The following is a 25,974-nucleotide window of genomic DNA, read 5'->3' as shown; positions in this document are numbered from 1 at the left end:
GTTCAGACCATGCGCGCCGTAAGCGCCCGGAACGGGATCAATGCGAGCAGGGCGAGGGTCAATTTCACGCCCCAGTCGGCCACGGCGAGCGACACCCAGAGCGGGACCACCGGCCCCGCGCCCAGCAGCGGCAGCGCCTCGTTCGCCCATGACACGTCGTTGGCGGGCTCGATGAAGGCCAGCGGCGCGGCAAAGGCGATGGTGAAGAAGATCGCCGTGTCCACAGTGGAACCGACCAGTGTGGACGCCAGCGGCGCGCGCCACCACGCGCCTTCGCGCAGCCGGTCGAAGATCGCCACGTCCAGCAATTGCGCGGTCAGGAAGGCAAGGCCCGATCCCAGCGCGATCCGGAGCGTCACAAGCGGCCCGAACTCGCCCATGATCTGTGTTCCGATCAGCGAGCAGGCCACGCCGACCGCGAACCCGGCGGCCACGACGCGGCGCGCGGCGGCGGGGCCGTAGACGCGGTTCATCACGTCGGTGACGAGGAAGGCGAGTGGATAGGTGAATGCGCCCCAAGTCAGCCATTGGCCGAACAGGAACTGCACGAGAATGTTGGAGGCGACGACGACGGCCGCCATGGCGAGAACGCCGGGCAGGATGCGGAGCATGAAGATGGGTTCCGTTTTCACAAGGTTGCGGAGACTTGGCCCCTGAGGGACAGCGCCGCTTACCGCCACGCGCGCCCGGTTTCAAGGCCCGCGCCGCCGTGCAGCGCGATGGGTGTGCCGGGAAGGACGTATTCCACGAACTCGGTGCGCTGCACGAACACGAAATTGTCGTCCGAGATCATCGTCAGGCGAATGCGCCCGGCCGCGTCGCGCCACACGCTGATACCTTCGAGGTTGTCGTGCCGCCCCGGCAGGGTCTGGAGTACAAGGCGTTCGTCGCCGATACCGTCCGGCGTGAAGGCGAAGCTGCGCACGCGAGTGGAAAAGGCGATGCCGTTGAAATGCCGCTCCAGAAGATACAGCCGACCGTCGGGGCCGGTATCGGCGCCGACCGGCAGGAACTTTCCGTCGCGCCGCAGCGTGTATGGACGTGTCCAGGTGCCGTCCTCCAGCCGGAACACCGGGAACGGGCGTTCCCAAGCGCCCGATCGTTCGGGCAACGTGATCGGGCGCCCCTGCGGATCCAGCGCGAGCGCCTCGAACGATGAATTGTTCTGCTGGTCTTCGAATTCCGGCCCGCGCGGAACGTGTTGCAGCCGTGCGGAGCCGGGCGGGATTCGTGCGACCCGGTGAACGGCTTCGAAGGACACGTAAAGATCGCCGTTCGGCGCGAGCGCCAGACCTTCCGCGTCCGACATGACAGGATCGAGCGGCGCGCCGGTGTCGGTTGTGAGCGGGTGAAGTTCGGTCCGCGAGACGCCGCTGATCCGGTCCCCGTCGCGCAGAAGCTGCCCGGTGGCGAGGTGGCCGCGGTCGGTCACCGCGAAGAAGCCGCGCCCGTCCTCGGTCAGCTCCAGCCCTGAGAAGCCGCCAAAGGCCGCTGCGCCGCCCCCCGACCACGTGAAGCTGCCAAGATGCTCGGCCTGCTGCGCCGTAGCCGGGGCCGCTGCGGCCAGCAGCGCAGCAAGGCAGGCGATCAGCGCGCGGACAGGACGGTCTGGCATGCTTGCGGCAGGTCCGCCATCACGTAGTCGCGCGCGCCGCGCTTGCGCGGGGCGGGCTCCGCCGGTTTCTGGGGTCTTGTCTTGGGCGGGTCAAGATAGTCGGTCACCCACCACATCAGCGTGTCGTCGCAGCCGTTGCCGCCCTTGGACAGTTCGGCCACGGTAGGGGTCTGGGTCTGGCATCCGCGACTGCCTGCCGGGCATTTCAGCCGGACGTGGAAATGATAGTTGTGCCCATAGATCGGTCGGATCTTCTGCATCCAGTCGCGGTCGGCCGCGCGCGCGGTCTTGCACATCTCGATCTTGGCGGGGGCGGTGACGAAGACCCGGTCCACCGCCGGGTCGCGGGCGGCCTGTTTCAGGATCGCGGCGTGTTGCGGGGTCCATGCGCTGCTGACGCGGCGCTGGTCGCCCGACCTCACCGAAACCGAACTGATGCTCTCGCGCTGCCCACGGCTCAGGCGCAGCGACTTCGGCGGCAGCATCCAGATGTCGATGTCGAGTCCGATCTGGTGACTCTGGTGTCCCGACAGCATGGGTCCGCCGCGCGGCTGGCTGATGTCGCCGATGTAGAGCCCGGCCCAACCGGGTTGACCCGCTGCAAAGGCGCTGAGCCGCTGAATAAATGAAATCGCCTCGGGATGGCCCCAGTTGCGGTTGCGTGACAGGCGCATCGCCTGCCATGTCGGGCCAGACTCGGGCAACTGCACCAGCCCGGCGGCGCACCCCTTGGCATAGGTGCCGATCGCGTGAGGCTTATGGGGTGACGCGGTCGCCTTGGCACCGAAAAGCTGGTTGGCCTTGGGTTCGGCCAGCGCGGCGCCGGTGGTCAGCACAAGGGCGGCGAGGCCGAGAAGCAGGGGTCGTCTCATGACTGCGCGTCTCCGTCCGGTTTGACCCAGACTAGCAAAACCAGCCCGAAAAGAAACAGCCCCAGCAAAGGTGTGATGCCCATCTGCTGGCTGCCGGTCAGATCGGTGGCAAGTGCCACGGAAAAAGGCGCAAGGAAGGCCGTCGCCTTGCCCGTCAGCGCGTACAGCCCAAACCCTTGAGTCATTCGCGTCGGGTCCGCCTGAAACACGAGCATGCAGCGCGACGACGCCTGAAGCGCCCCGCCGGCCGCGCCGATCACGGCCCCGAGAGCGTAGAAGACCATGTCGGGCAGGCGGCTGGCCGTATCCACCGGCACACCGAACACTGCGTCGCGGGACACGAATATCGCTGCGATCGTCACGCCGATCAGCACCGCGATGGACAGGGCGATCACGGGTTTCGGCCCGAATCGCGCATCGCATTTTCCGCCCAACCAGGCGAATATCGCTGCCGAGATCACGGCGAGGATGCCGAACACGCCGACATCGACGACTGTCCATCCCAACACACCGGCGGCGTATATCCCGCCGAAGAAATAGATCCCGTTCAGCGCATCACGGTAGAACATGGATGCCGCTAGGAACGCGGTCAGGCTGGGCCGCGCAGGCAGGCTGCGCAGCGCCGCGCGCAGGTCGGGCCATGCCTTGCGGGCGGCGGCGGATAGACGGACCCCGGCGCGCGGGGGCATTTCCGTTACCCAGGCGAAGAACGGCACCATGAAGAGAGCGAACCAAACTGCGGTGAACGGGCCCACGGCGCGGGTGCCCTCGCGCGCTTCGGGATCCAGCCCCAGGATCGGCGCGCGCCCGATCAGCGTGGTTCCGGTGTCCGGCCGTTCGGCCAGCAGCGTCAGCACGAGCACAAGCGCGACCAGACCGCCAAGGTAGCCGAACGCCCAGCCGGTGCCCGAGATCCGCCCGATGGCGGCGCGCGGCGCGAGATCGGGCATCATCGCGTTGGTGAAGATCGTGGCGAACTCCATGCCGATCAGCCCGATGCCAAAGAATATCAGAGTGGCCAGCAGGTTGGGGTCAGTCGGTTTGGCCCACCACAGACCGGATGCACCGATGATGTAGAGCGCCGAGAACCCCCAGATGAAGCGCAGTCGCATGTGCGGCCCGCAGCGGTCGGCCATGCTGCCCAGCAGCGGGGCCAGCAGGGCAATCAGCACTCCTGCAGTGCCCACGCCGTATCCCCATGCCGCCTGCGCCGCCGTGCCATCGCCCAGAACGTCGTTCAGGTAGGGGGCGAAGATGAAGGTCAGCAGAAGCGTGTTGTAGGGCTGGCTGGCCCAATCGAAGAAATACCAGCCCCAGATGCGCTTTGAAGCGCCTGCCTCGATCATGTCCGTTCACCCTGTGCCCCGCCGCACCCTATGCGTGGGCCGCTAGTGGGGCAATGGGCGATTGTTTTCAGGTGCTTCGTGCATCGGTGGCCACGGGCGCAGCGCTTCGGCCCCGGCCCAGGCGGCGATCCAGTCGGGCAGGTGGGGCGCTGTGCCCTCCACGCCGAACTCGGCCAGCACCTCGGCCGTCGGAACCATCCGTCCGCCCTTGATGACGGCAGACCGGATCAGCACGTGCGACGTGCATTCGCCCCGGTGCCACATCGACTGCTCAAGATACATGAACCGGTCGTCCCAGCCGGCCAACCGCGACCGCATTTCCAGCCGCGCGAAGGCGGTCACGCGGCGCCGGTAGCGCGTGGACGACCCGGCAACGGTCAGCCCCCAGCCGCGTCGGCGCATTGCCGCGAACAGCCCCGACCGCTTTCCCAGAAGCATCCGGCCAAGGTCGTACAAAGTCAGCGTGCGGCCATTGTTCAGTTCCGCCAGGAAGTCGAGATCCCAGGGCCAACAGACGTGATGGCTGACATGGGTGTCGAACAGCCCCAGCGGCGGCGCATTGCGGTGCACGACGAATTCCTTGGCGAGGCGAGCGAATGGATACATGCGGCGACTCCTTCGCGGCGGACCGTGCCAGCCCGTCCGTGCGCGTCAACCGGAACGTCACGGCAGTGCGGCGGTGCTTGTTCTCCGGCGCCGCGCGCCATACGTTCTTCGCAACAGTTTTCCCGAAAAGGTGCCTTGCCGATGACGTCGCTGATACAAATCCTGCTGCTGATCCTTGACGTGGTGTGGTTCATCATGATCGCCCACATCATCATGAGTTGGCTGATCAACTTCAACGTGCTGAACCTCGGTCAGGATATCGTCCGGTCCATCTGGTACGGGCTGAACAACCTGCTGGAGCCGATCTATGGCCCCATCCGTCGATTCCTCCCGCAGATGGGAGGGCTTGACCTCGCGCCGCTGGTGGCGTTGATCGCGGTCTATGCGCTGCGCATCGTACTGATCAACAACGCCGGCGCGTTCGTGTGATCTGACCCCACAAAAGGGGGCGCCTGACACTTGTCCCACAAGGACTGGTATGGGACAAGGTTCCAAACCGGAACACGACAGGCGCTTCCCCATGCCGGACGGCTCTCCCCGCTCCTTCGACACGCTGCTATCGCAAGTCTTCGGCTTCTCGGGCTTCCGGCCCGGGCAGCGGGAAATCGTGCAGGCGGTGGCCGAAGGGCGCGACACGCTGGCCATCATGCCCACCGGCGGCGGCAAGTCGCTGTGCTTCCAACTGCCTGCGCTGTACCGCGAGGGTGTGACCGTCGTCGTCTCGCCGCTGATCGCATTGATGCGCGACCAGGTGCGCGCGCTGCGCGAGGCCGGGGTGGCGGCGGGCGCGCTGACCTCGGGCAATACCGACGAGGAAACCGAAGCGGTGTTCGCCGCGCTCGATGCGGGCGAACTCAAGCTGCTTTACTTGGCGCCCGAACGGCTGGCCTCGGGCGGCACACAGGCGCTGCTGCGGCGCATCGGCGTCAGCCTGATCGCGGTGGACGAGGCGCATTGCGTCAGCCAGTGGGGCCATGACTTCCGTCCCGACTACCTGCGAATTGGCGAATTGCGCGCCGCGCTCGACGTGCCGCTTGCTGCCTTCACCGCGACCGCCGATGCCGAAACCCGGGCCGAGATCGCGGCGCGTCTGTTCGGCGGGCGCGCGCCGCAGGAATTCCTGCGCGGCTTCGACCGGCCCAACATCCATCTCGCCTTCGCGCCGAAGGATGGGCCGCGCAGGCAGGTGCTGGACTTCGCGGCGGCGCGGCGCGGGCAATCCGGCATCGTCTACTGCGCGACCCGCGCCAAGACCGAAACGCTCGCCCGCGCGCTGCGCGAGGACGGACACCCGTCCACTTTCTATCACGGCGGCATGGAAGCGGAGGCGCGCCGCGCCGTGGAAGAGCGGTTCCAGCGCGAGGATGGTCTGATCGTGGTGGCGACCGTCGCCTTCGGCATGGGGATCGACAAGCCAGACATCCGCTGGGTCGCCCATGCCGACCTGCCCAAGTCGATCGAGGCCTATTATCAGGAGATCGGACGCGCGGGCCGCGACGGCGCCCCGGCCGAAACCCTGACCTTGTTCGGCGCCGACGACATCCGGCTGCGCCGCACTCAGATCGACGAAAGCCTCGCGCCGCCCGAACGGCGCGACGCGGATCATGGGCGGCTCAATGCGCTTCTGGGGCTGGCCGAGGCGCTGGACTGCCGCCGCCGCACCCTTCTGGGATACTTCGGCGAAGCGGCCGAACCCTGCGGTGCGTGCGATCTTTGCGACACCCCGCCCGAGGTGATCGACGGGACGGATGCGGTGCGCAAGGCGCTGTCGGCGATCCTGCGCACAGGCGAAAATTTCGGCGCGGGGCATCTGATCGATATCCTGACGGGCACCCTGACGGAAAAGATCAGCCAACGCGGGCACGACCGATTGCCGACCTTCGGCGTCGGGCGCGAATTCACCAAGGCGCAGTGGCAGGGGTTGTTCCGGCAGATGATGGGGCGCGATCTGCTGCGCCCCGACCGTGAACGGCATGGCGCGCTGGTCATGACCGAAGCCGCCCGGCCGATCCTGAAGGGAACCGAGCGCATCGATTTGCGCCGCGACGCGGTGGCGCCCAAGCCGCGGAGCGGGCCGGCGGTGCGCGCGATGGTATCGGACGAGGATGCGCCGCTACTGTCCGCGCTGAAGGCCAAGCGTCGTGCGCTGGCCGAGGCGGCGAACGTGCCGGCCTATGTCATATTTCCGGACCGCACCCTGATCGAGATGGCCGAGCAGCGGCCTGACACGATGGACGCGATGGCGCGGATCGGCGGGGTCGGTGCGAAGAAGCTGGAACGCTACGGCGCGCTATTTCTAGAAGTGATCGCCGGCGCGCCTCCCGCCGGGCAGCACCCGCAACGCCGTGCGCTGGCCGGCCGATCCGAGGGGGTACTGTTCGACCGGCTTCAGGATGCGCAGGCCGCGCTGCTGCGCGGCGTCGGCGGGACGGACCGGCCGCTGAGTTGTTCCAGCACCGAACTGGCGCGGATCGCCCGTGCCCGGCCGCAGACCCCGCAGGACATCGCCGCGCTGATCGGTGACCGGCGCGCCGAACGCTTCGCCGAAGCGTTCCTTGGCGCGTTGACCCAGTCGGAGTGACAGTGCCGATGGGGCCGCGCGGCTGGACGCGGCCTTGCGCCGGGCCTATGTCAGCCGATTGTAGAAGGAGACGAATATGCTGGTCGTGATTTCCCCAGCCAAGAAGCTGGACTGGTCCGAAGAGGCCGCCCACGTGCACGGCTTCGCCCCGACGGCGCCCGCCTTCCAGCAGGACGCGGTATATCTGGCCGGGGTGGCCGCGAAACTGTCGCGGGACGATCTGCGCAAGCTGATGTCGATCAGCGCGCCGCTGGCCGAGTTGAACCAGGCCCGATTTCGCGCCTTCGCCGCTGACCCTGCGCCGGAGGATCTGCGCCCGGCGTTACGGGCGTTTGCCGGGGATACTTACCAGGGGCTGCACGCCCAGAGCCTCGATGCGGATGCCGTGACCCATGCGCAAGACCACCTGCGCATCCTGTCCGGGCTCTACGGCCTGCTGCGCCCGCTGGACGGGATGCAACCCTACCGCCTGGAGATGGGTTCGCGGCTGAAGACGCGCGAGGGCAAGTCGCTTTATGCCTACTGGGGTTCCCGCATCGCCGATGCGCTGTCCGAGCAGGCCGCCGAGACCGGCAGCGAGGTCCTGGTGAACTGCGCATCAAAAGAGTATTTCGGTGCGGTCGATCAGGGTGCGCTGGCGCCGCGAGTCATCACGCCCGCCTTCGTGGAAGAGCGCGGCGGCGATATCAAGGTGATCAGTTTCCATGCCAAGCGGGCGCGCGGCGCGATGGCGCGTTTTATCGTGGAGAACCGGTTGACCGATACCGCCGCGCTGCGCGATTTCGAACATGCGGGCTACCGCTACGATCCGGTGCGCAGCACGCCCGACGCGCCGGTGTTTCGTCGGCCAGAGACGGCGCAGGCAGCGGCATGACGGGGCGCGCTGCGAGGGCCCCGACACATTCCCGGTCTGTCAGTCGGGGTTCGTAGGGCTGTCTGCGGTATCTGGCAAGCGCAGCGCCGCGCCTTCCGGCAGGTACCGTTCGATCATATCGGCGATCGCGGCCTTCCGCAGGGGCTTGGTCAGGTAGTGGTCCATGCCGGCGGCAAGGATGTCTTTGTCGTCGCCAGTCATCGCATGGGCGGTCAGTGCGCAGATCGGCACAGCCACAGCACCGCTTTCCGCCTCCAGCGCGCGGATGGCCCGGGTCGCAGCCTTTCCGTCCATCTCTGGCATGGAAATGTCCATGAAGATCATGTCGGGTCGCGCGCTGCGGAACGCTTCCACCGCTTCGCGGCCATTGTTGGCGAAGGTGACCTCCACGTTCATGCCGCTGACCATCTTCCCGAACACAAGCTGGTTGGTCTTGTTGTCCTCGGCCGCGAGTATCCGCATCGCACGCCCGACTGGCGCCCTGTTCGCAGGGCCGTCAACGGCCGCTGCGCCCGGCGGCGCGTCAGCTTCCGGAGCGGTTTCGGGCATCGGCATGCCCAGTTCAGCCACGCGCTGAAACAGGTCGCGGCGCAGCAGCGGCTTTTGCAGCACGGCGCTGATCCCCGCTTCGACCGCGGCGGGGCCGAAATCGCCCGGCGCTGAACTGAGCAGCAGGATCGGCGCGCTTTCCCCGCGCGAGCGCAGCCGCTTGGCCAGTTCCAGCCCGTCCATGTCGGGCATCCGGTAGTCCGTGATGATCAGGTCATAGGCGGTTTCCGGTCGGCCCAATGCCTCCGCGCCGGAGCGGCAGGACGAGACCTGGAAACCCATGACCGACAATTGCCGTTCCAGGATCATCCGGTTAATCTGCTGATCGTCGATCACCAACGCGGTACGCAGATCGCCCATGTGGACGGGCGGGGTGCGGGCCAGCGCGTCCTCGTCGGTAGGCAGCGTCAGGCTGAAGCCGAAGCTGGATCCTTCGCCCTCGACCGATTCCACCCAGATCTCGCCGCCCATCAGCGCGATCAGCTTGCAGGTGATCGACAGGCCGAGCCCCGTGCCCTCGAAACGGCGGTTGCGTTCATCGTCCACCTGGTTGAATTCGCCGAAAATGTGGTCGACCTTGTCGGCGGGAATGCCGATGCCGGTATCCTCGACCGTGATGCGCAATTCGTGCAGCCCGCCGTCGCTGGGAAAACCGGTCACACGGATCAGCACGTGACCTTCCAGCGTAAATTTCACCGCGTTGCCCATCAGGTTGGTCAGGATCTGACGGATGCGCCCCGGATCGCCCACATAGCGGGTCGGCAGGAACATGTCGAAATCGATCAGAAGGTCGATGCCGCGTTCCTGCGCTGAAGGTTTGAGCAGGAGAAGCACTTCGTGGATGGTGCGTTCAAGGTCGAACGGTGCGGGGTTGAGCGTGAGCTTCTCCGCCTCGATCTTGGAGTAGTCCAGAACGTCGTTGATGATGACCAGCAGCGTTTCGCCCGAACTGCGGATCGTTTCTGCGTAGAGGCGCTGTTCCTCGGACAGGTCCGTGTCGCACAGCAGGTCCGCCATCCCGACCACGCCGTTCATCGGTGTGCGGATCTCGTGGCTCATGTTGGCGAGGAAGGCGGATTTCGCGCGGTTCGCGGCTTCAGCCCGGCTGCGCTGTTCCTTGAGTTGCTCTTCGTAGCGGATGGTTTCGGTGATGTTCAGCGCGAGGCTGACCATGTCGCCGTCCCGCGCCCGCCTGTCGATCAGCTTCACATAACGTTCGTCCCACAGTTTGAGCGTGATCGGTTCGATCCGCTCCTGCTGCCAGCGCGCGCGCATCCGGGCGTGCCATGTCTCGGGCCCCTCGAAGCCGATATCGACAAGCCCCTCTTCGACCAGAAGCTGCAGGATGTCAGGGTAGGTCACGCCGGGTCGGATGCTCTCCAACCCGTCGAAAAGGTTCATGTAGGAATGGTTGGCGATCACGAGCTGGTCGCGGGCGTTGAAAACCGCGAACCCGTCCTGGATCGTTTCCAGCGCTTCCCAAAGACGCCGCTCGGCCTTTACCGCCTGATTGTTGGCGCGTTGCAGGTCGGCACGGACCTGCGTGTTCTCGCCCTTGAGGTTCTCGGCCTCGGACTGGAAGCTGCGGGCTTCCTCGCGCTTGACGATGATCTCGTCCGACAGCAGCCGAGCATGGGCCGAAAGCTTGCGGTTCGCGTTGTGCAACTCGCGGCTCTTTTGGTCCAGCAGCCGTTCGGCCGCCAGCCGGGCGCGCCGTTCCTGCGCCAGCATTTCTGAAAGGTCTGACCCGCCCCCGTTCGGCATGTCCGCTCCGGCCAATTCGTTGCGGGCGACTGTGCCGGGTTTTTCTGAACAGGCCGTGAACGGGGGCGAACCGTCTCTAGATCCTTTCGATCGCCACGGAGATGCCCTGACCGCCGCCGATACACATCGTGGCCAGCGCGCGCTGCCCGTCGATCCGTTCCAGCTCATGCAGCGCCTTGATCAAAATGATGGCGCCGCTGGCACCGACAGGATGCCCCAGATCGATCGCCCCGCCATTCGGGTTCACACGCTCCGGGGCCAGCCCCAGCGCGCGGGACACCGCCAGCGCCTGCGCCGCGAACGCTTCGTTCGCTTCGATCACGTCGAAATCGCCGACGGACAGGCCGGTCCGGTCCAGCAGCGCCTGCACGGCCGGGATCGGGCAAAGGCCCATGACCTCGGAGCGGACCCCTGCATGGGCATAGCCGAGAATGCGCGCGCGAGGTGCCAGCCCGGCATCCGACGCAGCCTGCGCGTTGGCCAGCACCAGCGCCGCCGCCCCGTCGTTGATCCCCCACGCGTTGCCCGCGGTGACGGTGCCGTCCTTGCGGAACACGGGGCGCAGCCCGGCCAGCTGGTCGGCCGTGCTGGCCTTGGGATGCTCGTCCACCGAAAACGCGACCGTGTCGCGCTTCACTGTCACCTCGACCGGCACGATCTGGCTGTCGAAGCGTCCTTCCGCGATCGCCCGTGCAGCCCGTGCCCGGTTTTCGACGGCGAAAGCGTCCTGGTCGGAGCGGCTGATCTGGTGTTCGGATACAACGTTCTCGGCCGTCACGCCCATGTGGCCGGTGCCGAAGGGGCAGCTGAGCGCGCCCACCATCATGTCCACGGCGGTCGCGTCGCCCATCTTCTGACCCCAGCGGGCGGCGGGCAGCGCATAGGGTGAACGGCTCATGCTTTCGGCACCGCCGGCAAGCGCGAAGTCGGCGTCGCCCATCGTCAGTGCCTGCACCGCCGACACCACGGCCTGCAGGCCCGACCCGCACAGGCGGTTGACGTTCATGGCGGGCGTGGTGCCCGGAATGCCCGCGCCCATCGCGGCAACGCGGCTGAGATACATGTCACGCGGTTCGGTGTTGATAACGTGGCCCATGACAAACTGGCCGACTCGGGCGGGGTCCAGCCCGGCGCAGTCGAGCGCGGCCTTGGCGGCGACGGTCGCGTTCTCGGTGGCGGGCGTGCCCGCAAGGCTGCCCCCGAAAGTGCCGATGGCGGTACGTGCGCCGCTCAGTATGACGACGCCTTGCATGAAAAGGTCCTCCCCCAGACGGAGCGGACCCTACAGGCCTGCCGGCCCCCTGCAACTTGGATGTCACGGCGCAGGGGGCGGCGGTGGCCGCGCGGTCAGGCGGCGTCGAAGCGCAGTGGGCGGACCTGCTGGAACAGGCCGGTGTCCGTGAGCGCGGTCAGGCAGGCCTCGTGCGGCTGATCGTCGAGATACAGAAGCGCGATCGCGTCCTCGCCGGACTTGGTCCGGCCCAGCGTGAAGTTGGCGATGTTGACCTTGTGCTCGCCCAGCGTCTTGCCCAGCGTGCCGATGATGCCCGGCACGTCGCGGTTTGTGGTGTAAAGCATGTGCGCCCCCACCTCGGCATCGATGTTGATGCCCTTGATCTGGATGAAGCGCGGCTTGCCGTCGCTGAACACGGTCCCTGCGATGGTGCGGGTACGGGTGTCTGTTTCCACTGTCAGCTTGATGTAGGCATCGAACACGCCGGACTTGTCCTGCGTGGTGCGCGACAGCTTGATACCACGCTCCTGCGCGATCACCGGGGCCGAAACCATGTTCACGTCGGGGTTGGTGGCTTTCATGAACCCCGCCAGCGTCGCGCAGTTCAGCGCATCCAGATTCATCTTCGATACGCGCCCGTCATAAAGCACGTTGATCGCCTTCACCGGTTCGTCCGTCATCTGCCCCACGAAGCTGCCAAGATGTTCGGCCAGTTTGACCCAGGGGCCCATGACGGCGGCCTCCTCGGCGGTGACGGACGGCATGTTGAGCGCGTTCTGCACCGCGCCGGTCAACAAGTAGTCCGACATCTGTTCGGCGACCTGAAGGGCGACGTTTTCCTGCGCCTCGGTGGTGGCGGCGCCGAGATGCGGGGTGCAGACCACGTTGGGCAGGTTGAAAAGAACGTTTTCGGTTGCGGGTTCCACCGCGAACACATCGAAGGCCGCGCCTGCGACATGTCCGGATTTCAGCGCCTCTGCCAGCGCCTCTTCATCCACAAGACCGCCGCGTGCGCAGTTGATGATCCGCACGCCCTTCTTCATCTTGGCGATCGCCTCGCGCGACAGGATGTTCGCCGTCTTCTCGGTTTTCGGGACGTGAAGCGTGATGAAATCAGCGCGCTGAAGCAGCTCGTCGAGATCGACTTTCGTCACGCCGAGTTTCTTGGCGCGGTCTTCGGACAGGAACGGATCGTAGGCGACGACTTTCATGTGCAGGCCGCGGGCGCGGTCGCACACGATGCCGCCGATATTGCCCGCGCCGATCACACCCAACGTCTTGCCGGTCAGCTCCACGCCCATGAAACGGGACTTTTCCCACTTGCCGGCATGGGTGGAGGCGGACGCCTCGGGGATCTGGCGTGCGACGGCGAACATCATGGCGATCGCGTGCTCGGCGGTGGTGATCATGTTGCCGAAGGGCGTGTTCATCACGATCACGCCTTTCCGCGAAGCCGCTGGAATATCAACATTATCCACGCCGATCCCGGCGCGGCCGATGACCTTGAGCCGCGTGCCCGCCTCGATCAGCTTCGCGGTCGCCTTGGTCGCGGAGCGGATCGCGAGTCCGTCATACTGGTCGATAATGGAAAGCAGCTTTTCCTTGTCCTTGCCCAGGTCGGGCATGAAATCCACCTCGATTCCGCGGTCGCGGAAGATCTGTACGGCGGTTTCGGACAGCTTGTCAGAGACGAGTACCTTGGGAGCCATTAGGGCGTTCCTTCAAAAAATGCGGTGTAGGAGTCCTGTCGGAGTCCGTGGGGAACACGGCGAAGCCGTGGAGCCGACGGGCCCGCGACGGGCCCGCGCTGCGATCAGGGAAAAAGAGAGTCAGACAACCGGCCCCGGGCCGGGTCAGGCGGCCTTCGCCTGCTCCTCAAGCTCGGCGTGGAAGGCCCATTCGACCCACGGCATAAGCGCCGCGACATCGGCGGTTTCCACCGTCGAGCCGCACCAGATGCGCAGGCCCGCCGGCGCGTCCCGATAGGCGCCCATGTCAAGCCCGACGCCTTCGGCTTCCAGCCGCTTGGCGACGGCCTTGGCGAAGGCGGCGCCGTCGGTGATCCGGTCGTCGGTGAATTTCAGGCAGACCGAGGTGGTGGAGCGGGTCGCAGGGTCCGCAGCGAGGAAATCGATCCAGTCGTGTTCTTCCACGAAGGCCGCGATCTCGCCGTAGTTCGCATCGGACCGTTCGATCAGCGCGGGCAGGCCGCCCAGGCTTTCGGCCCAGTCCAGCGCGACGAGGTAATCCTCGACACAAAGCATGGAGGGAGTGTTGATCGTCTCGCCGCGGAAGATGCCCTCGTTCAGCTTGCCGCCCTTGGTCAGGCGGAAGATCTTGGGCAGCGGCCAGGCCGGGGTGTAGCTTTCCAGCCGCTCGACCGCGCGGGGGCTGAGGATCAGCATGCCGTGCGCGGCCTCGCCGCCCAGCACCTTCTGCCAGGAGAAGGTGGTCACGTCGAGCTTCTCCCAGGGCAGGTCCATCGCGAAGGCGGCGGAGGTCGCGTCGCACAGCGTCAGCCCGCCGCGATCTGCTGGGATCGCGCTGCCGTCCGGCATCCGCACGCCCGAGGTGGTGCCGTTCCACGTAAAGCACACGTCGCGATCGTAATCGAGCGCGGCCATGTCGACGATCTCGCCATACGCGGCTTCGTGCACGCGGGCGTCGAGCTTGAGCTGTTTCACCGCGTCGGTGACCCAGCCCGCGCCGAAGCTTTCCCAGGCGACCATTTCCACCGGGCGCTGGCCCAGCATGGTCCACATGGCCATTTCATAGGCGCCGGTGTCGGAGGCGGGCACGATGCCGATGCGGTAGTCTTCGGGCACGCCGAGAATGGCGCGGGTGCGGTCGATGGCGGCTTTCAGCTTCGCCTTGCCGACGGCCGCGCGGTGCGACCGGCCAAGCGGTGCATCCTTCAGGGCATCGAGAGTCCAGTTGGGGAGTTTGGCACAGGGGCCAGAGGAGAACCGCGGATTCGCGGGCCGCGTCGCGGGGTGCGTGGTAACCATCGCTGGTATCCTTCCAGATATATGCCCTTCGTTGGGGAAGGGTGTCCCACCACCGCGTTTACGGCAGGAGGCGGGCGGCTGGCAAGGGGGTTGTCACGGTGTTTTGGCCGCGGGTCTACCAATCACGATAAATTCCAAGAGCAACTCTAAAGTCCCTGTCTGTGAAGCTGTTCATGACGTTGTTCATTTCCCGCGAATCAAACAATGCTTCCACGCAGGGATGCTTGCAAATCGCTAGAAGAAATGTCTTGATACAGCCTTTCGCTTTCCCGCCTTGCTAAGGGGTACATTCGTTGCATTAGCAATGAAATATATGCCAGTAAAAGTATTTCGCTCTTGAGATTCCCGCTTGTAATAATGGAGCATTTTCCCCGCTGATTTTTCAAATAATCTTTCCATCGCGAGGTCGCAATTTGATAGGCGGTTAGAAGCTTGTTGAAGTGAATTTCTGTGTCTTCGTCCGAGCCAACTCAATCAGTTCTCTGAATACCCGTAAGGAATCTGGCGAAAAGTGAGGAAACTCATGGTCCGGCCAGAGATTATCGCGGCAAATTTGCTGCGATAGTAGAAGGATTCCCTCTTTTGCCTTCTCATTGCAATCGGCGATGATAATGCTTAGTGACGCTATCCTGGCACGGTAGCGCCGACGATATTCTTCGTCTTTGAGGCTGTTCTGGTTCTCTATGTTTGCGGCAACTCCAACCAAAGCAATCGAGGCCGTAATGAATGCAACTATTGAGCCGAAATTCTGAGTTACAATTTTTTCTATTGTGGGGTTGGTAGTGGCGTCGATCAGCCACGCCATTGCTAGACTGAGTATTGCCCCGCAAAGAACGCCTAGCGGGAAGTTCAATAGAAGGGAAAAGAGGCGTCTCTTCTGAATGGGCTTGTGCATGTCTCGAATCCTTAGGGGTATCCTGCAGTCTGGTCCAGCCTGTGTGTGTGAATCCTGCATGCGTGCTTCTTTGCGGTTTTGGCGTCTGCTAGGCTCACTCGTGGGGACCGCTTGCGTGGAGGACGCAGTGCGCGCCCCGTGTCCCGTCGGCTGCTGGGCGATGCGGGAAAGGGAGGGAACATGCTTTACCGTCTTGATTTCACGGTGGAATACAGCTCGGACATGGGGCAGCAGGGGCTGTTCAAGGTCTGGGCCGAAGAGGCAGAGGCGGCGCTGGGCGCCAAGGGTGCGGGGGTCGTCGTGGACCTGTGGAAGGTCGTGGGCGAGCGCAAGGTGCTGGCAATCGTCAATGTCGATACGCCCGACGATCTGGACCGTATCCTGTTCGACCTGCCGATCATGCAAAAGATGGGCAATCTCGTCCAGGTCGATGTCAAGTCGCTGCGCCGCTACGAGGATTTCGCCGCCGACGTGTCGGAGCGGCTGGGCCGCTGACGGGCTTGCCGAAGCGTCCGGGGGCGGCGTGCCGCGGCCTTCGGACGCTTGCCCCTGTGGTCAGCGGGCGCTAATCCGGCCCGCATGGCCAAGTTGTATTTCCACTATTCCACCATGAACGCTGGCAAGTCGACGTTGCTGCTTCAGGCCGCGCACAACTACCGCGAACGGGGAATGGAGCCGGTGCTGCTGACCGCCGCGCTGGACGGGCGCGCGGGCGCGGGGCGCATCGGCAGCCGGATCGGCATCGGCGCGGAGGCCGAGGTTTTCGAGGACGGGGACGACCTGTTCGCGCGAATCGCCGCCCGGCAGGAGGTTTGCCCGGTGGCCTGCGTGTTCATCGACGAGGCGCAGTTCCTGACCCGCGCGCAGGTCTGGCAACTGGCGCGCGTTGTGGACGATCTGAACGTACCGGTGATGGCTTACGGGTTGCGGGTGGATTTTCGGGGCGGGCTGTTTCCGGGATCGGCCGCGCTTCTGGCGCTGGCGGACGATCTGCGCGAGATCCGCACGATCTGCCATTGCGGTCGCAAGGCCACGATGGTGGTGCGCCGGAACGAGGATGGCGCGGTGGTGACCGACGGCGCGCAAGTGCAGATCGGCGGGAACGAGAGCTATATCTCGCTCTGCCGTCGGCATTGGCGCGAGGCGGTGGGCCCGGACGTGGTGCCCGCGCAGTAACCCGTCAGTAGAGCCGCCCGCCTTCGGGCACGGGTAGGTCCGGTGCGATCAGCACGACCTCTCCTTCCGCGTCGGGCACGCCGAGCACCAGCACTTCGGACAGGAACTTGCCGATCTGGCGGGGCGGGAAGTTGACGACCGCCAGCACCTGTCGACCGACCAGTGCATCGGGGCTGTAGTGGGCGGTGATCTGTGCAGAGCTTTTACGCACACCGATCGGGTCGCCGAAATCGACGCGCAGCTTGATGGCGGGTTTGCGCGCCTCGGGGAATGGGTCGGCCTGCACGATGCGTCCGACGCGGATGTCGAGTTTGAGGAAATCGTCGAAGGTGATGGCGGGCGCGGGCGCGGCGGGTGCGGTCATTGGCCCAACTCGCGCGAGCGCTCGGCGGCGGCCTTCACCGTGGCGCGCATGAGTGGCGGCAGGCCGGTGGCCGGGTCCATCAGGACCGCAAGCCCGGCGGCGGTGGTGCCGTTCGGGCTGGTGACGTTCTCGCGAAGTTGCGACGGGGTTTCGGGGGCGCCTTCGGCCAGTGCGCCCGCGCCCGCGACGGTGGCCTGCGCGAGGTGCAGCGCCAGGTCGGGGGCAAGTCCCTCGGCCTCGGCGGCGGCGGCGAGCGCCTCGATCATGTGAAAGACGTAGGCGGGGCCGCTGCCGGATACGGCGGTCACCGCGTCCATCTGCGATTCGTCCTCCAGCCGCACGGTCTGGCCCACGGCGCGCAGAAGCGCTTCGGCCCGGTCCAGCGCGATCGGGCTGACATGGGCGTTGCCGATCAGCGCGGTGATGCCACGGCCCACGGCGGCCGGGGTGTTCGGCATGGCGCGAATGATCGGGGTGCGGGCGCCAAGAAGGTCGGCGTAGCGCGCGATGGGCACGCCGGCCGCAACCGACAGGAACACCGTGTCGCCATTCCCAAGCGCCTGAAGCGCTGGCAGCGCATCGCCCATCATTTGCGGCTTTACCGCGATCAGCACCATCGCGGGGGCGTCCGGCAGGTCGGTGTTCAGGTTCAGCCCGGCAAGGCTACGCAGCCAGTCCGACGGGTTCGGGTCCCGCACCCATACGGAGGCGGCGGGAAGCCCGCCATCGAGCCAGCCCGCCAGCATCGCGGAGCCCATCTTGCCGCAGCCTAGAAGCACGAGCCCGCGGTCCCTGATCGTGTCGTCCATGTCGTCTCCTGTCCTGCCACGCGGGTGAAGGGCGCGGCAGGACGGCAGGTTAGGCGCGCCCGTAGGCCTGTGCAATGGCCGTCTGGAGCGCGGCCTGCGGGGCGGTGTTGCCCCAGGTGACAAGCTGGAACGCAGGATAGAACCGTTCAGCGGCGTTGACCGCGGCCTCGATCAGCGTGGTGACCTGGTCGGCCGACACGCCCTGTTCTCCGGCCAGAAGCCCGTAGCGGAAGACCATCAGCTTCTGAGCGGCCCAGAAGCTGAACGCGCCAGTCCAGCACAGGTCGTTGGCGGCGTTGATCATCTCGTAGAGTTCGGGGAGCCGATCCTCGGGAGGTTCCATCTCGAAGCTGACGACCATGCGCAGGGTGTCGTCGAAGCCGGACCATGCGAGAGTTATGGAGTAGGTGCGCCACTGCCCTTCGACCGCCATCGCGATCTGGTCGTCGCCAACGCGATCAAAATCCCAATCGTGATGTTCGGCCAGCGTTTCGACGATGTCGATCGGATGGAGTTCATCGATATGTTCGGAAAGTGACATGCCCGGCCTCGCGTGTTGTAGCCTTGGCCGGGCGGCAGCCCCCCAAGGTTTGGTGCCTGCTCAAGAAGCGGCGGGATTATGCCCTACCACTTACAAGATATGGTGTGGGCAAATCACACGCCTGTAAAGCGATATTTCCGTGAAGCCGTGGCGCGGGCCCGCCTGCCGGTAGCAGGAGTGCCCCGTCAGCCTGCCTTGGTGCCCGGATCGCTGTCCTGATCGCCGGCCTGCCCCGTCGCCGGTCCCGGCAGCGCGCCGGTGACGAAAAGCTGTACCCGGAGCCCGCCATTGGGGACCGGCGCGCCGGGTGGGGCGAAGGGCAGGCCGGTCGCCTGCGCCAGCTGCGGCTCGCTTGTCACCAGCGCGACGCGCCATCCGGGGAAGCGGTCGCGCATGGTGCGCCCGAAGGCCGCATAGAGCGACCGCAAACGCTTTCGGTCGCCGATCCGCGCGCCGTAGGGAGGGTTGACGATGACCAGCCCCGGCGGACCCGGCGGCGGCACGGAGCGTCCGGCGGGTTGTTCGAGGAACGCGGCCACTGCGCCGACGCCAGCGCGGATCGCGTTCTCGCGACTCATACGGATCGCGCCCGCGTCCCTGTCCGAGCCGAAGAAACGCGCGGTCAGTTCCTCGGGACGGGCGGCGGCCAGTTCCTGCGCGCGCAGCTCCTGCCAGGCCCGCTCATCGAACCCGGCGAGCCGTTCGAAGGCGAAGCTGCGGTCACGGCCGGGCGGCAGGCCCGCCGCGATCTCGGCTGCCTCGATCACGAAGGTGCCCGACCCGCACATCGGATCCAACACCGGGCCGGTGCCGTCATAGCCCGCCTTCCGCAGGAACAGCGCGGCCAGCGTTTCGCGTATCGGCGCCTTGCCTACCGCCAGCTTGTGCCCGCGCCGGTGCAGCGGTTCGCCCGAGGTGTCGATGCTGAAGGTGCACAGGTCGTCCTCGATCCGGACCTTGAGCGCGAGCCCGTTCTCGGGGTCGATGGTCACCCCGAGGCTGTCGCGCAGCGCGGTTTCAATCCGCTGCTGGGCCGCCCCGGCATGGTAGATGCGCGAACGTCGGCAGGTCACCTCCACCTTCACCGGCACGTCCGCGCGCAACGTATCGCCCCACGGAAACTTGCGTGCCCGCTTGTCGAGTTGCGCGAGGTGCATCGCACGGAATGCGCCGATCCGGGCCAGCACCCGGCCCGTGCCGCGCAGCACCAGGTTCGCGCGCCACACGTCGGGCCAGCCGCCTGCGAAGGCCACCCCGCCGGGCACCGCCGCTGCGCCATCGAAGCCGACGGCGTGGGTTTCGTCCAGCAGCGCGGCTTCGAGCCCCGGCGCGGCGACGAGGAAAATCTCGAACTTCGGGGCTGTGTCGGTCATGGCGGGCGATCCGTGCGCTAGGGGGCCAGGGCAAGAAGAAAGCCCCGCGCGGGGGCTTTCGGATCGGACCTTGTCCGGAAATCTGGTGCCGCTGAAGGGACTCGAACCCCCGACCCCATCATTACGAATGACGTGCTCTACCAGCTGAGCTACAGCGGCGGTGGCGTGCTGTTAGCAGGACTTCCCGCCGGGCGGTAGCCCTAATTTGCCGCCTTTTTCACATCATCCCCGTCAGATGGCGCGTGGTCGATGATGTCGTCATCGTCACCCGCCCCATCGTCATTGGCGGCGGTCCGCGCGGCGTCTGGCAGCGCGCCGACGATCAGCGGCAGCATCGCGACGGACGACGACTGCACGGTGTCACCTTCGGCCTTGTCCTTCCAGCTGAGCGTGTCGAACGCGTTGCAGTTGTCGCAAAGTGCCGTCCATTCTGCATGGACATGGCCGCAATTGTCACAGGTCCATTGTGGGCCGCGCGACACGGTCAGTGCCTTGGCCAGCCACGCCTTGACGGTGCTGTCGTCGGACCCTTCGCCGCGTTCGATGGCCGCCATCAGCGTCAGGGTGCGGGCGTTCGGCATGGTTTCCGCCAGATCGCCAAGGGCCTTGCGCGCCGCCGGGAAATTCTCGGCCGCGATTTCCAGTTCGGCCAGAAGCATCTTGCTTTCGGGATGCGCGGGCTTCTGCGAGATCAGAGCGGCGAAGCGCTTCACGCGCTCGTCCGGGGATTCGCCCGGTTCGATTTCCGCGAAGGCGGCGGCGAGGTCGGGGTGCGGTTCGCGCGCCCAAGCGGTCTTGAGAGTCTTGGCGGCATTGCGCGGCTTGCCGAGCGCGACATAGGACCGGGCGGCCATCGCCGCAGCGGGTACCAGAGCGGGCGCGAGGCGCGCGGCTTCGATGGCCTCGTCATGAGCGCTGTCCACGTCCCCTGCGGAGATGCGCGCCTGCGCATCGGCCAGCGCGAGGATCGCATCGCGCCGCTTGTGCAGATCGCGCGGGATGTTGCCGTATTTCAGCTTGGCTCCCAACGTCTTGCGCGCTGCTTTCCAGTTCTCGTTGCGCGCCTGGAGTTGCAGCAGCGTATCCGACATCTCGGCGTTGCGGGGTTTCAGCACAAAGGCCTTTTCAGCCAGTTTCAGCGCAGTTTCGCTGTCACCTTCGGACAGCTTCTGCTTGAGCAGGCCGCGCACCCCGACGAAGCGGGTGCGTTCGTCGGTCAGCAGCCGCTTGTAGGCCTGCGCGGCGCTGTCGCGGTCGCCGGACTGTTCTGCGGCCTGGGCGCGGATCAGGTTGGTCAGGTCAGGGCGGCGCAGCAACTTTTCCGCCTTGCTGGCCTTGACCAGAGCCAGATCGCCTTCGCCCGCGGCGAGAGCGATGTTGGCGTCGGACAGCGCCTTGAATCCCTTCCGTTCGCGGTTGCGCGCGAAGAACCGGGTGATTGCGGTTTCGTCTCCGGCCAGGAAACGGAGCACGGCGACGATCAGGCCCAGCAGCTTGAGCACCAGCCAGACGACCAGCAGCAGCAACGCTCCGGCGATGACGGTCTGCACCGGGCCAAGGGTGAATTCGTAGCTGGCGACCGCGATGCGCAAGTCGCCCCCGGTATTCAGCAGGAATTCCGTGCCGTAGATCAGCCCGGCGACGGCGAGAACGAAGAGAAGGATCTTGAATAGGGACAGCAGCATGGAAACCTCCTCAGTTCGCCAGCAGGGTGTTGGCCAGCGCGTCGGCGGCTTCGGTCACGGCCACGCGTTGTTCGGCGCGGGCCGCCCAGTCCGCCAGGACCTGCTGGCCCGAGGGCGGAAGCTGTCCCAGTTCGGACAGGGTGGTTGCAAGGTCGCCATCCGCCAGCGCGGCTTCGGCGCGAGACAGGACGGCATCCGGATCGTCGCCGTCGCGGGGTGCGAGCGACCGCACGCCGGTCTGTGCGCGGAAGAAGGCCACGGCGCGGTCTGCCATGCCGTCATCGACGGTTTCACGGATCGACGCGTCGAGAGCGGCGCGGGCCAGCGGCGGGAAGCTGTCGCGCAGGTCGGGCAGCGAGGCGACGCCGCCGGATGCCGCATCGGCCAGGGGCTGCGGTATTTCGGCGCCTTCTGACAGCACCTGCAGCGGCGCGGAGTAGGGCGCGCCGGTTTCCAGCGCGGCATCAAGCGCGACAAGCGCCTCGCGGGTGGCGGCGGCGCGGGTGCGAGCCTCGGCCTGTTCGGCGGCGACGCGGGCCTGTTCTTCGGCCTGGGCTTGCAGTTCGGCGGCGCGCTGTGCGGCGGCGTCCACCTCGGCCTGCGCGGCGGCGGCGCGTTGTTCGAGTTCTGCGGCAAGCTGGTCGTTGGTCGCCTGTTGGTCGTTCAGGGCGGCGCGCAGTTCCTCAAGGTCGCGTTCATAGGCGGCGAAGGCCTGCTGTGCGGTTTCGGAGCTTTCGGTCAGCGGGCGTTTCTCGACGGCGGTGAGCCGTTCGTTCACGGCTGCCAGCCGGTCGTCCAGCGCGCCGAGCCGATTCTCGAGTTCGGCGATGCCGCCCTGCATGGTGTCGATCGTGCCGGACAGTCCGTCGATCCGGGTGGCGACGCTGCCGACCTGTTCGGCCAGCCGGTCGCCCAGCGCATCGAGTTGCGGCCCGAGATCCGTCTCGGGTGCGTTGCCGAGGGCTTCGGTCAGCGCGTTGAGCTGTGTGTCGAGGTTACCTTCGAGGCCCGACAGCCGGTCGGCCTGTTCGGAGATCGCGGCGCGCAGCGCGTCGTCGTCGCCGGTAAGATCGCCGCCCAGATAAAGCGCGGTGCCGAAACCGACACCGGCCGCCACCAGGCCGCCCAGCAGCGCGGGCACGAAGCCGCCGCCGGACTTCTGCGGCGCGGGTGTCGCAGCGGGAGGCGGCGTCGGGGCGCGCGGTTCGGGATCGGGCGCGGGCCCTGCCGATGCAGTGTCGGCCGGGCCGTCGGTGTCTGCGTCCGTTTGACCGTCCTCGCTGCCGGGCGTGTGACCGGCGGCGGTATCGTTGGCGGCCGCGTCGGCAAGCGCTTCGGGGGCAGTGTCCGCCGGGTCAGCCGGATCTCCGCCTAGGGCCGAGTCGGCGGCCGGTGTCACGTCCTCGCCAACGAACTCCACGCTGCCGTCCGTCGGGCCATCGGGCGCAGCGTCATCGGCCCCGTGGTCTGACTCGTCCACGAATTCGGCATCCTCGATCTCTGAGAAGTCTTTGTTTCCAGAGGTTTCCGGTGTGTTCTGTGGTGCCTCGGCCACGTCGTCCCCGTCTGGGGTATCGGGCCGTGCGGGGTCTGGCTGGGTGTGGTCTTCTGTATCGACCTCGGGTTTCTCGTCGTCCTGGCCGGTCTTGTCTTTTGAACTCACACCAACATTCCTTCCCTGATCCTCCGGGCAAGCTTAGCCTGCACCGGTCTAGCGCTCAAGAAAACTTCCGTTTTCCCAAAGTCGTGCCACGGCTTCCAGCATCGCCTCGGCATCGGGGCTTGCGGCGACCTGCACCTGCGGTTTGGCGGCACTGTGCACATTTAGCGCCGTTGCCACAGCAGGGCTGATTGCCGCAATTCGCAACGGCGCGCGGGCGCGGACCAGTTCTGGTGCGACAAGCCGTGCGCTGCGCGGCGAAAAAAGCGGCACCACCACCGCCCTCCGCCCCGCCAGCAGCGCGAGCGCGTCCTGCCCGAGCGGGGTCGCCCGCTGGTCGTAGACAACCGTTCCGCGCGCCGCGATGCCCGCCGCCGCCAGTGCGCCTGCCAGGTCGCCTGTCACGTGGGCGCCGTGCAGGTGTACCAGCGGCGGCGCGCCGGTCGGCCAGCCCGCTTCGGCGATGGTGGCGGCCAGCCCCGCGGCGTCGCCTGGTCCGCTGCGTACCGCGAAGCCGCGCGCCGCCGCGGCTTCGGCCGTGCGGGGACCGACGCAGAAGGCCGGAAGGCCGTGCGGCACCGCTGCTTCCGAGCAGGCCGCAACGCCGTTCTCGGAGGTGAAGATCGCCCCGCCCGCGCCGCGCAGCGCCCGCGCGGCGGCGTCCGGATCGGTCACGATGCGCATCACGGGCGCGATCAGCACCGGCACCGCGGCGCCAAGACGTTCGTGCAGCGCGTCGGCAAAACGCGCGGACTGGTCGGCGGGCCGTGTCAGCAGCACCGTGGCGGTCATCGGCGGGTCTTCCCTGTTGCCGTGGCGTTGCCCCGGTGGTAGCCCCGTGCGACCCAGCAAACAATGCCCGTGAGCCGCAGACGATGGACCCGATGGCGCAAACCCTGACCGTGCTCGGGCTGGAAAGCAGCTGCGACGACACCGGCGCCGCGGTGGTGCGCCAAAGCGGGCAGTCCGCGCCCGAGATCCTGTCGAACGTCGTGATCGGCCAGGCCGAACTGCACGCCGCGTTTGGCGGAGTGGTGCCAGAGCTTGCGGCCCGAGCCCATGCCGAGAAAATCGACATCGCCGTGCAACAGGCGCTGGACGGGGCGGGGTTGCCGCTGAGCGGGGTCGACCTGATCGCGGTGACGGCTGGGCCGGGTTTGATCGGCGGTGTGCTGTCCGGCGTGATGTGTGCCAAGGGGCTGGCGGCGGGCTCGGGCCTGCCGCTGGTCGGCGTGAACCACCTGGCAGGCCATGCGCTCACGCCGCGGCTGACGGACGGGCTGGGCTTTCCCTACCTGATGCTGCTGGTATCCGGCGGGCATTGCCAGTTCCTGTCCGTCGAGGGAGTGGACCGATTCACCCGGCTGGGCGGGACCATTGACGACGCCCCGGGCGAAGCGTTCGACAAGGTGGCGCGGCTGCTGGGGCTCGCGCAACCGGGCGGCCCGTCGGTCGAGGCGGCGGCGCGGGGCGGCGACCCGGCGCGCTTTGCATTTCCGCGCCCGCTGCTCGACCGTCCCGGGTGCGACCTGTCTTTCTCGGGCCTCAAGACGGCGGTGCTGCGCGCGCGCGACGGGCTGGTCAGCGCGCAGGGCGGTTTGCGCACCGCCGATGTCGCGGACCTGTGCGCCGGGTTTCAGGACGCGGTCTCGGACGTGCTGGCTGAGAAGACCCGCCGCGCGCTGTCGGCCTGCTCGTCGCGGCCCGCCGCGCTGGCGGTGGCCGGCGGGGTCGCGGCGAACGGCGTCTTGCGCGCACGGCTGGCCCAGGTGGCGCAGGCGGTGGGCACCGGGTTCTGCGCGCCGCCTCTGAAGCTATGCACCGACAATGCTGCGATGATCGCCTTCGCCGGTCTGGAAGCCTACCGTGCTGGTCACCGCGACGGAATGGACCTTTCCGCGCGCCCGCGCTGGCCGCTGGACGATCGTGCGCCCGCGCTGCTGGGGTCGGGTCGCAAGGGGCCCAAGGCCTGAGGTGCGGGTCCAGCGGCCGGGTCTTGCGGTGCGGCCCGGTTTGGCCGAGGTTGCAGGCCAACCTTGGAGGAGCCCCTGATGTTCTACGCCCTGATCTGCCACGACAAGCTGAACGCGCTCGAGATCCGCAAGGCAAACCGTGCCGACCATCTTGCCTATATCGAAAGCACCGGCGTGGTCGCGCAGGCCGGTCCGCTGCTGGATGCAGAAGGCGGCATGGTTGGGTCCCTCGTCATTCTCGATGTGGCGAACCGGGACGCGGCGCAGTCCTGGGCCGATGGTGACCCTTATGCCAAGGCCGGGTTGTTCGCACAGGTGCAGATCTATCCGTGGAACCGGGTGATCGGGGGATGACGCGGCGCTGGCTGTTCAAGTCCGAACCGTCGGAATGGTCGTGGGACGACCAGCTTAGGCGGGGCGATGCGGGCGAGGAATGGACCGGCGTCCGAAACTACCAGGCGCGCAACTTCATGCGCGACATGGTGCCGGGTGACCTGGGGTTCTTCTATCATTCGCAGAAGGAAAAGGCGGTCGTCGGCATCGTGGAGGTCTGCGCGGCGGCCCATCGCGACAGCAGCACCGATGACGAGCGTTGGGACTGCGTGGACATCCGCGCTGTAAGGTCCCTTCCGGTGCCGGTCACGCTGGCAATGTGCAAGGCGGCCGAAGGTTTGGAAGAGATGGCCCTGATCCGCAGTCCGCGCCTGTCCGTGCAGCCGGTGACTGAGGCCGAGTGGCGGATCGTATGTGCCATGGGCGGTCTGGACGACGCCTGAAACGGCGCCGCGACTGCCGGTTCGCGGGCTGCTGCGGAACGGTGGACGCTGTCGGCGCGGTGGCAAGGGTCTGGCCTCTGGCCAGACCCCGCAACCCGCACACTCGTCACCTGCCAGAACGCTGGCAAGTTTCGTTTTACGGCTAGAGTGTAACGGAGGCCTTAAGGCACCGCACCTTCCGGTTGTGGTCAGATCCCTGGAACGAGGGGCACGCCGCAGGAGGCAAGGGTGGCCAGAAGGCTCAGGATCAGGACTGCTCGCATGGGTTTTCCT

Annotated in this window: 25 protein-coding genes and 1 tRNA gene; 8 read left to right on the top strand and 18 right to left on the bottom strand. The window is 66.7% G+C overall.

The annotated features are described in order from the left end of the window. Nucleotides 1-2: 2 nt before the first annotated feature. The 5 genes from DKT77_RS09600 to DKT77_RS09580 are packed head-to-tail and all read right to left on the bottom strand — an operon-like array spanning nt 3 to nt 4,439. On the bottom strand, nt 3-611 hold the full coding sequence (locus tag DKT77_RS09600) for a queuosine precursor transporter (protein WP_109811482.1): 609 nt from the start codon (nt 609-611) through the stop codon (nt 3-5). Nucleotides 612-670: 59 nt separating this feature from the next. Further along, entirely contained in the window at nt 671-1,615 is a 945-nt protein-coding gene (locus DKT77_RS09595) for an esterase-like activity of phytase family protein (protein ID WP_109811481.1), read from the bottom strand. Further along, on the bottom strand, nt 1,588-2,487 hold the full coding sequence (mepA, locus tag DKT77_RS09590; protein WP_109811480.1) for a penicillin-insensitive murein endopeptidase: 900 nt from the start codon (nt 2,485-2,487) through the stop codon (nt 1,588-1,590). The genes DKT77_RS09595 and mepA overlap by 28 nt, the downstream gene beginning before the upstream one ends. Beyond that, nucleotides 2,484-3,833, bottom strand: coding sequence for an MFS transporter (locus DKT77_RS09585; RefSeq protein ID WP_109811479.1), 1,350 nt, complete (start codon nt 3,831-3,833; stop codon nt 2,484-2,486). Before DKT77_RS09585 ends, mepA begins: the two co-directional genes overlap by 4 nt. Nucleotides 3,834-3,875: 42 nt before the next feature. Beyond that, entirely contained in the window at nt 3,876-4,439 is a 564-nt protein-coding gene (locus DKT77_RS09580; protein WP_109811478.1) for an acyl-CoA thioesterase, read from the bottom strand. Nucleotides 4,440-4,580: 141 nt separating this feature from the next. On the opposite strand from DKT77_RS09580, the gene DKT77_RS09575 reads away from it, so the two are divergent. The 3 genes from DKT77_RS09575 (at nt 4,581) to yaaA (ending at nt 7,894) form a co-directional block, all read left to right on the top strand. Beyond that, nucleotides 4,581-4,868, top strand: a complete 288-nt coding sequence (locus DKT77_RS09575) for a YggT family protein (RefSeq protein WP_109811477.1) — start codon at nt 4,581-4,583, stop codon at nt 4,866-4,868. A gap of 91 nt (nt 4,869-4,959) precedes the next feature. Next, the gene (gene recQ, locus DKT77_RS09570) at nt 4,960-7,020 is read left to right on the top strand and encodes a DNA helicase RecQ (protein WP_109811476.1); all 2,061 of its coding nucleotides are present in this window, start codon (nt 4,960-4,962) and stop codon (nt 7,018-7,020) included. A 76-nt stretch (nt 7,021-7,096) separates the two neighbouring features. After that, complete coding sequence (gene yaaA / locus DKT77_RS09565) at nt 7,097-7,894, top strand: peroxide stress protein YaaA (RefSeq protein WP_109811475.1); 798 nt, start codon at nt 7,097-7,099, stop codon at nt 7,892-7,894. A 39-nt stretch (nt 7,895-7,933) separates the two neighbouring features. Here yaaA and DKT77_RS09560 read toward each other — a convergent pair whose 3' ends face one another. The 5 genes from DKT77_RS09560 to DKT77_RS09540 form a co-directional block, all read right to left on the bottom strand. After that, the gene (locus DKT77_RS09560) at nt 7,934-10,207 is read right to left on the bottom strand and encodes a response regulator (RefSeq protein WP_109811474.1); all 2,274 of its coding nucleotides are present in this window, start codon (nt 10,205-10,207) and stop codon (nt 7,934-7,936) included. A 76-nt stretch (nt 10,208-10,283) separates the two neighbouring features. Further along, nucleotides 10,284-11,459 (bottom strand): beta-ketothiolase BktB, encoded by a 1,176-nt coding sequence (gene bktB, locus DKT77_RS09555; RefSeq protein ID WP_109811473.1) that lies wholly within the window; start codon nt 11,457-11,459, stop codon nt 10,284-10,286. A 95-nt stretch (nt 11,460-11,554) separates the two neighbouring features. Further along, nucleotides 11,555-13,150, bottom strand: coding sequence for a phosphoglycerate dehydrogenase (serA, locus tag DKT77_RS09550; protein WP_109811472.1), 1,596 nt, complete (start codon nt 13,148-13,150; stop codon nt 11,555-11,557). A gap of 144 nt (nt 13,151-13,294) precedes the next feature. Further along, nucleotides 13,295-14,449, bottom strand: a complete 1,155-nt coding sequence (locus DKT77_RS09545) for a phosphoserine transaminase (RefSeq protein WP_109811471.1) — start codon at nt 14,447-14,449, stop codon at nt 13,295-13,297. Nucleotides 14,450-14,873: 424 nt separating this feature from the next. Continuing rightward, complete coding sequence (locus tag DKT77_RS09540; protein ID WP_109811470.1) at nt 14,874-15,344, bottom strand: hypothetical protein; 471 nt, start codon at nt 15,342-15,344, stop codon at nt 14,874-14,876. 180 nt (nt 15,345-15,524) lie between these two features. Here DKT77_RS09540 and DKT77_RS09535 point away from each other — a divergent pair, with 180 nt between their 5' ends. Both DKT77_RS09535 and DKT77_RS09530 read left to right on the top strand, forming a co-directional pair. Next, nucleotides 15,525-15,839 carry a muconolactone Delta-isomerase family protein gene (locus DKT77_RS09535; RefSeq protein WP_109811469.1) on the top strand — a complete coding sequence of 105 codons (315 nt, stop codon included), beginning with the start codon at nt 15,525-15,527 and terminating at the stop codon, nt 15,837-15,839. A gap of 84 nt (nt 15,840-15,923) precedes the next feature. Then, on the top strand, nt 15,924-16,520 hold the full coding sequence (locus DKT77_RS09530) for a thymidine kinase (protein WP_109811468.1): 597 nt from the start codon (nt 15,924-15,926) through the stop codon (nt 16,518-16,520). Nucleotides 16,521-16,524: 4 nt separating this feature from the next. On the opposite strand, the gene DKT77_RS09525 is transcribed toward DKT77_RS09530, so the two are convergent. The 8 genes from DKT77_RS09525 to DKT77_RS09490 all read right to left on the bottom strand — a co-directional run bounded on the left by DKT77_RS09525 (nt 16,525) and on the right by DKT77_RS09490 (nt 23,744). After that, entirely contained in the window at nt 16,525-16,884 is a 360-nt protein-coding gene (locus tag DKT77_RS09525; protein WP_109811467.1) for a tRNA-binding protein, read from the bottom strand. Then, nucleotides 16,881-17,693 carry a pyrroline-5-carboxylate reductase gene (gene proC, locus DKT77_RS09520; RefSeq protein WP_109811466.1) on the bottom strand — a complete coding sequence of 271 codons (813 nt, stop codon included), beginning with the start codon at nt 17,691-17,693 and terminating at the stop codon, nt 16,881-16,883. The genes DKT77_RS09525 and proC overlap by 4 nt, the downstream gene beginning before the upstream one ends. 49 nt (nt 17,694-17,742) lie before the next feature. Then, complete coding sequence (locus DKT77_RS09515; RefSeq protein WP_109811465.1) at nt 17,743-18,234, bottom strand: type III secretion system chaperone family protein; 492 nt, start codon at nt 18,232-18,234, stop codon at nt 17,743-17,745. 185 nt (nt 18,235-18,419) lie between these two features. Then, entirely contained in the window at nt 18,420-19,607 is a 1,188-nt protein-coding gene (locus tag DKT77_RS09510; protein WP_109811464.1) for a THUMP domain-containing class I SAM-dependent RNA methyltransferase, read from the bottom strand. An 83-nt stretch (nt 19,608-19,690) separates the two neighbouring features. Continuing rightward, nucleotides 19,691-19,766 (bottom strand) — tRNA-Thr (locus DKT77_RS09505). A 41-nt stretch (nt 19,767-19,807) separates the two neighbouring features. Next, nucleotides 19,808-21,292, bottom strand: coding sequence for a heme biosynthesis protein HemY (locus DKT77_RS09500; protein WP_109811463.1), 1,485 nt, complete (start codon nt 21,290-21,292; stop codon nt 19,808-19,810). A 10-nt stretch (nt 21,293-21,302) separates the two neighbouring features. Next, complete coding sequence (locus tag DKT77_RS09495) at nt 21,303-22,955, bottom strand: COG4223 family protein (protein ID WP_109811462.1); 1,653 nt, start codon at nt 22,953-22,955, stop codon at nt 21,303-21,305. 48 nt (nt 22,956-23,003) lie between these two features. Beyond that, nucleotides 23,004-23,744 carry a uroporphyrinogen-III synthase gene (locus DKT77_RS09490; protein ID WP_109811461.1) on the bottom strand — a complete coding sequence of 247 codons (741 nt, stop codon included), beginning with the start codon at nt 23,742-23,744 and terminating at the stop codon, nt 23,004-23,006. A 92-nt stretch (nt 23,745-23,836) separates the two neighbouring features. Between DKT77_RS09490 and tsaD the strand changes: the two genes are divergently transcribed. From tsaD to DKT77_RS09475, 3 genes are all read left to right on the top strand, one after another. Continuing rightward, on the top strand, nt 23,837-24,925 hold the full coding sequence (tsaD, locus tag DKT77_RS09485; protein ID WP_109811590.1) for a tRNA (adenosine(37)-N6)-threonylcarbamoyltransferase complex transferase subunit TsaD: 1,089 nt from the start codon (nt 23,837-23,839) through the stop codon (nt 24,923-24,925). Between the two features lie 78 nt (nt 24,926-25,003). Further along, the gene (locus DKT77_RS09480; RefSeq protein ID WP_109811460.1) at nt 25,004-25,279 is read left to right on the top strand and encodes a YciI family protein; all 276 of its coding nucleotides are present in this window, start codon (nt 25,004-25,006) and stop codon (nt 25,277-25,279) included. After that, entirely contained in the window at nt 25,276-25,701 is a 426-nt protein-coding gene (locus DKT77_RS09475) for an EVE domain-containing protein (RefSeq protein ID WP_109811459.1), read from the top strand. Before DKT77_RS09480 ends, DKT77_RS09475 begins: the two co-directional genes overlap by 4 nt. Nucleotides 25,702-25,974: the final 273 nt, after the last annotated feature.

The organism is Meridianimarinicoccus roseus (assembly GCF_003172915.1).
In the GTDB taxonomy this organism is placed as follows: domain Bacteria; phylum Pseudomonadota; class Alphaproteobacteria; order Rhodobacterales; family Rhodobacteraceae; genus Meridianimarinicoccus; species Meridianimarinicoccus roseus.
The sequence above is the reverse complement of the archived record's forward strand: the minus strand, read 5'-3'. Positions and strand labels throughout refer to the sequence as shown.